1 pseudogene is annotated in these 1,060 nt (G+C 76.9%); it reads right to left on the bottom strand.

What is annotated here, in order from left to right:
• A pseudogene (locus HMPREF3086_RS04405) lies at positions 1–1,060 on the bottom strand (chromosome segregation protein SMC); the annotation flags it as partial.

Raw genomic sequence — 1,060 nt, 5'->3', positions numbered from 1 at the left:
GGTGCGCGAGCCTCGCCTCCAGTTCGGCGGCCCGGGCTGCCGCCACCTCCGCCTGCGCCGCGACCCGACCGTCGTCCTCGGGCGGCCTGACTTCGTCGTCGTCGTCACCCGCCCGGACGAGCCGGTCGGACAGCTCGGCGTGCTCGGCGCGCGCGGCGTCGAGCTTGTCCACGGCGATGCGCCGCGACTGCTCGAGGCGGCGCACGTCCGCCTCGGCGCGACGCCTCCGCTGTCCGATGCGGGCGAGCTCGGCGTAGATCTCCTCGATCGCGGCGTCGGACTCCCCGATCGCGGCGAGGGTCTCCGAGTAGCGGTCGGCGCGCTCGGCGTCCTCCGCCTCGGCACCGGCCAGCTCGGCGCGCGTCGTCTCGATCTCGGCACGGACCGAGTCACGTTCGGCGACCGCGGCGTCGATCGCGGACTGGATCTCCAGACCCGTGCGCCCGGACGCCGAGCCACCCACGGTCCACCCAGCGCCGGCGAGCTCCCCGCCCCGGGTCACCGCGCGCACGCGCCGGTCCGCGTCGACCTGCGCGTGGGCGGCGGCCAGGTCGTCGACGACAACCACGTCCACCAACAGGGCGGTCACAGCGGCGACCAGGTCCTCGGGCACGTCCACCACGTCCAAGGCCCACCGGGCGCCGTCGACGAGGTCCACCTCGAGCCGGTAGTCCCCGCCGGGCACGCCGCGGCCCACAAGCCCCGCCCGACCGGCGTCGGCCTCGCGCAACGCGGCGAGCACCTCCCCACGGTCCACGCGGGCGTCCACGACCACCGCGTCGACGGCGGGGCCGAGCGCCACACCGATCGCGCGCTCCCAGCCGTCGCGCACGCCGAGCGACTCCCCCACCGTGCCCGCCACGGCGTCCGCGCCGAGGTGCCGCACGACCCAGTCGGCGCCGTCACCGGCGCCCTTGTTCTGTTCGAGGGTCTCGATGCGCGCGGCCAACCGCGCGATCCGCTGATCGGCCTCCCGCTCGAGGCGCTGCAGCTCGGCCAGTCGCGCCCGTGCGGCCAGGTGGGCGCGCTCCGCGCGGCCGAGGTGCTCCTCGAGGGTGCG

Source organism: Dietzia sp. HMSC21D01, assembly GCF_001815995.1.
In the GTDB taxonomy this organism is placed as follows: Bacteria; Actinomycetota; Actinomycetes; order Mycobacteriales; family Mycobacteriaceae; genus Dietzia; species Dietzia cinnamea.
This window is presented reverse-complemented; position numbering and strand designations above follow the sequence as displayed.